We start from the raw sequence: 4,332 nt of genomic DNA on the forward strand, positions 1-4,332 counted from the left end.
CCCTAAAATAGCATGTTCGAATATTGACAATAATTAGCACCTGGTACTATTATTTGATTATATAATTAAGTGTAAAAATAGTAAAGGAGGATAAATGTATGCAATCAAAAGCAAGAATTACAGCTATYGGTACCTATGTACCTGAAAAAAAGCTGACCAATGATGATTTAGAAAAACTAGTAGATACAAATGATGCATGGATTGTACAAAGAACTGGGATGAAGGAAAGAAGAAATGCTGGTGATAACGAATATGCCTCTACATTAGCTTTTAAAGCTATTGAAAACTTAGTGGAACGTTATCATAAAAGTCTTGTCGACGTGGATTGTATTCTCGTTTCAACAACTACGCCTGACTACACTTTTCCAAGTGTAGCCTGCCAAATACAAGAGCATTTTAATATTCAGCATACAGGCGCTGTTGATTTCAATGCGACTTGTGCTGGTTTTACATATGGATTACATCTGGCGAATGGTTTAATTACATCTGGTCTTCATCGCAAGATTTTAATTGTAACGACAGAAACCTTATCTAAGATTACAGACTATACAGATCGAACTACATGTATCTTATTTGGAGATGGAGCCGCAGCTGTTTTAGTAGAGAAAGATGAAGAAGTGTCTAGCTTTATAGCTACCCATATTGGGACAAATGGGGAAGGAGGTATGCATGTATATCGTAAAAATTTATCTACTACCATGTTTGGAAATCCTTTAAAAACACATGGGAAGATAGTTCAAAATAGAAGAGAAGTATATAAGCGGGCAGCACGGACACTACCAATTGGTATTAAAGAATTGTTATGTCAAGCAGAGTTACAACTGGATGAGGTGAACTGGTTTGTTCCACATAGTGCTAATTTGCGAATGATTGAATCTATATGTGAAAAATCAGGTGTCCCACTGGATAAAACATTAACGAGTGTAACATACATGGGGAATACTTCTTCCGTCTCCATTCCATTGGCATTAGACATAGGTATGAACGAAGGAAAGGTGAAAAACGGGGACACTCTCTTACTCTATGGGTTTGAAGGAGGTCTTACACACGCTGGACATATCATTAAATGGCATTTAGCAAAGGAATAGGAGATGAAATATTCAATAGTAACATAAACGTATTTTATTACATTAAAAATCTTTATAGGGATTCCGTCCCATCGCTATAAAGCTAAGTTTTTGCACTACCCATAAAGCTAAAAAGGCGTTATCCTTTCTGTAGAATCATAGGAAAGGATGGCGTTTTTCTCCTAAAATTGACTTCGCATAATCTTAGCTTGATAGCGATGTGGTACTACCCCTTACAAGACAGAATTATCAATCACTGAGTATTAATATTCTATAATTGAGTAACCGCTCCAAAACTGATTTTCAATAGAAAAAAAGGGTTACAAATTCAATTGTAGCCCTTTTTCCAAGTGTTTTTGTTTTATGCGATTCCTATAATGATTATAAGAGTGAAGTATGGTTCGAAATAGCGCTGATTATATGAACCCAATCGTCGCAATGAATCTCGTGCCCCGATCCTTCGGTTAGTAATACAGCATGGGGAATTCCATTAACAAGAGCAAGACCATGCTCGTATGGAAGCACTGTATCTTCTGTACCGTGGATAACCAAAGTAGGTATATTAATTTCTTTTAACTTCCCCTCATAAGAATCATCGCCTTTAAGAAGTGAGTGATTAAACATACTGAGTAGGTTATTTGCTCGTTTTATTTCTTTTTCTACCTGCTTATAAGCCCTCTTCTCATCGAACTTATGCTTTGAACCACAGAGTAACACTGATCCTGTAACCAAGTAATTTGCAACAGATTCTTCATCCGACCAATTTAGTTTGGCCCCATTAGCATGGTAAGTGAGTATCTTCTCATCGATCGGAGGCAAATTCCGTTTGTTGTCTTCAGAGCCAAAAATACTTGATGCAATCAAAGTTATACTTAGAACTCGCTGAGGGTTCCTCAAGGCTACAATTTGAGCAATCATTCCACCCATTAGAAAAAGCAGGACAATAATATTAAATTGGCTTCCATTCGCAGGAGTTTAAGCCTTGTATTTATGACTATTTGGTTAAGCAATCGATATGTTGTGCTGAAACGTCAATATATTTAAAAAAGGATCTCTCTTGATAAAGAGAGATCCTTTTCTTATTTCTTCTTCTTTTCTGTCGGTTGGCTTTGTTTAGCGAAATTAGATGAATCATCGAAATTCGGTTGCTTTTTACCAGCATTATTACTTCTACCTTTTCCCATATGTAATGCACCTCCCCTCATCCTTACTATTCCCAATAAAAAAAATCCTCTTGCATCCAAGAGGATTTATTATTTGGCTCTTATTAATAATGCCAAACTGTTCTCGTAGTACTTCCAACACTTCCCGTCCTGCCATAGCTTTTAACCATGGTGTTGATGGTGGCCATCATGCGTATAATTTGTCTTGGAGTTTTCCTTTAAACAATACCTAAGTTCGGTTTCAGTCTTCGATTGCTTGGTAGACCGTGGTCCAGAAGTCTTGGATAAGATGCGATGGGGCCGGAGTTGACATCCCAACCTGGGTGAACAGAATTCCAATAAACTGTTTGTCTGGATCAGCGTAAGCTGTAGTGCCAGTTCCGCCATCCCAGCCGAATTGACCGATAGACGCGTAGTCTCCAAGATAGGTACGCACCCCCATCCCAAAGCCCCAGCCACCTTGTATCCCTTGTCCAAACGACAAATGGACGTTGTTTTTGGCCAAATCGTCTCGGTATACTTGTTGTTCAGGAGTAAGACGGTTGGTGGTCATCAGCTGGACTGCGGGCCTAGACAGAATCCGTTTGGTTCCGTGCATCCCTTTGTTCAACAGCATCTGCAAATACGCGTGATAATCGTCGATGGTTGCGAGCAGCCCACCACCGCCTGCTTGAAATGCTGGAGGTTTGCTGTAACGTCCGCCTGTACCCTCATCCCACACGATGAACTCACCTGTCTGCGGATCTGGGTTGAAGGCAGGTGGAAGCCGGTCAATCTTGAGCTCAGGCACGTAGAAACCAGTGTCCTTCATTCCCAGTGGATCGAATATGCGTTCGCGCAGGAACGACTCGAATGTCTGACCCGTGACCCTGGCAACAAGAATGCCGAGCACTTCAATACTGATATGATACTGCCACCGCTCTCCGGGCTGGTAGCTTAGCGGAAGTGCACCTAGGCGACACATAAACTCATCTGGATCGGGCATATCCTGCCCTGGCGTGTCGAATATCCCACTCTCGAAGAACGCGTTCATGATCGGAGAACCCATCAACGTGAGATCCACTCCGAGACCGAATGTGGAGGTCAACAGGTCTCGTACAGTGATAGGACGCCGTGCTGGGACGGTCTCTTCCAGTGGACCATCGGGCTGTTTCAACACCTGCCGGTCAGCGAGTTCGGGCAGCCATTTGTCTACTGGGTCGTCTAAATGCAGTTTGCACTCGTCGAGCAGAACCATTACTGGTGAAACTGCGATCGGCTTGCTAGTGGACGCCAATCGAAAGATCGTGTCCCGACGCATTGGTGCGCCACCATCATGCCTCATTGTTCCAAGCGCTTCGACGTGCGTCTCCCCGTTTCGGCTGACTAAGGCGACGAGCCCAGGAATCTTTCCAGAATCGACATGCTGCGCCAGTACATTGCGCATTTTGCGCAATCCTGTTTCAGAAAAGCCTTTATTGTTTTGTCCCATTTTGTTCTCCTTTAGTTTAGATTGAGATTTCTAATACATATTGACAATCAATTATTAGTTCTTCAAATAGAAAAATTCCCCTTTTTAATAATTTCGACAAAATGTATTTATGTATATGGAGGCATCATACATCACTATCAACCTAAGATAAATTTATATCCATAATTCACAGAGAACGTTATTCTTTTTGTAGAAATATACAGAAAGGATGGCGATGTGTTGCTATCCCATTGTAGATTAAGTAGGAAGAGGCACTTTGAGGATAGTGCCTTTTCTTTATAAAAAATCCAAATGCTGATACATAATGAATTAATAAAGATAGGCTAATTTAAATTTATGGGGATTTAATAATAAGGAATGAAATCATTGAAAACATTCATGCAGCCATTAAAAAATATGATTATAAGATTTGCGAATTGATTATGATATATTTGAAAAACGCCGATATACTTTCAACTAAGTAAAAAAGCGCCCTGTAAACAGGGCGCTTCGGACGTATACGTTGCCTTTAATTATGATTAATATTAGCAGTTGGGTATAATGTTGTTCCTCCAATTGAGACCTTTATTTCATTTGTTAACGGAACATTTTGTTCATTAATAATTGTTCTCCACCATTCCCATGCAAGACC

3 protein-coding genes and 1 pseudogene are annotated in these 4,332 nt (G+C 40.3%); 1 reads left to right on the forward strand and 3 read right to left on the reverse strand.

Going from position 1 to position 4,332, the window contains the following annotated elements; translation table 11 throughout:
* Positions 1–98 precede the first annotated feature (98 nt).
* Positions 99–1,088: a beta-ketoacyl-ACP synthase 3 gene (locus AC1DJR_RS19045; RefSeq protein ID WP_477003248.1), complete on the forward strand. Its 990-nt coding sequence runs from the start codon at positions 99–101 to the stop codon at positions 1,086–1,088.
* 360 nt (positions 1,089–1,448) lie between these two features.
* Here AC1DJR_RS19045 and AC1DJR_RS19050 read toward each other — a convergent pair.
* The 3 genes and pseudogenes from AC1DJR_RS19050 to AC1DJR_RS19060 all read right to left on the reverse strand — a co-directional run.
* A pseudogene (locus tag AC1DJR_RS19050) lies at positions 1,449–1,994 on the reverse strand (alpha/beta fold hydrolase); the annotation flags it as partial.
* A gap of 477 nt (positions 1,995–2,471) precedes the next feature.
* On the reverse strand, positions 2,472–3,701 hold the full coding sequence (locus tag AC1DJR_RS19055; RefSeq protein WP_002084484.1) for a serine hydrolase domain-containing protein: 1,230 nt from the start codon (positions 3,699–3,701) through the stop codon (positions 2,472–2,474).
* 508 nt (positions 3,702–4,209) lie between these two features.
* Positions 4,210–4,332, reverse strand: a 123-nt coding sequence (locus AC1DJR_RS19060; RefSeq protein WP_477003249.1) for a thiol-activated cytolysin C-terminal domain-containing protein, incomplete at its 5' end; no start/stop codon positions are given.

This window comes from Bacillus sp. 05T31, assembly GCF_056396725.1.

Excerpts from the sequence above, each read along its gene's own strand:
- AC1DJR_RS19055 (WP_002084484.1), bottom strand. The coding sequence starts at position 3,701 with ATGGGACAAAACAATAAAGGCTTTTCTGAAACAGGATTGCGCAAAATG.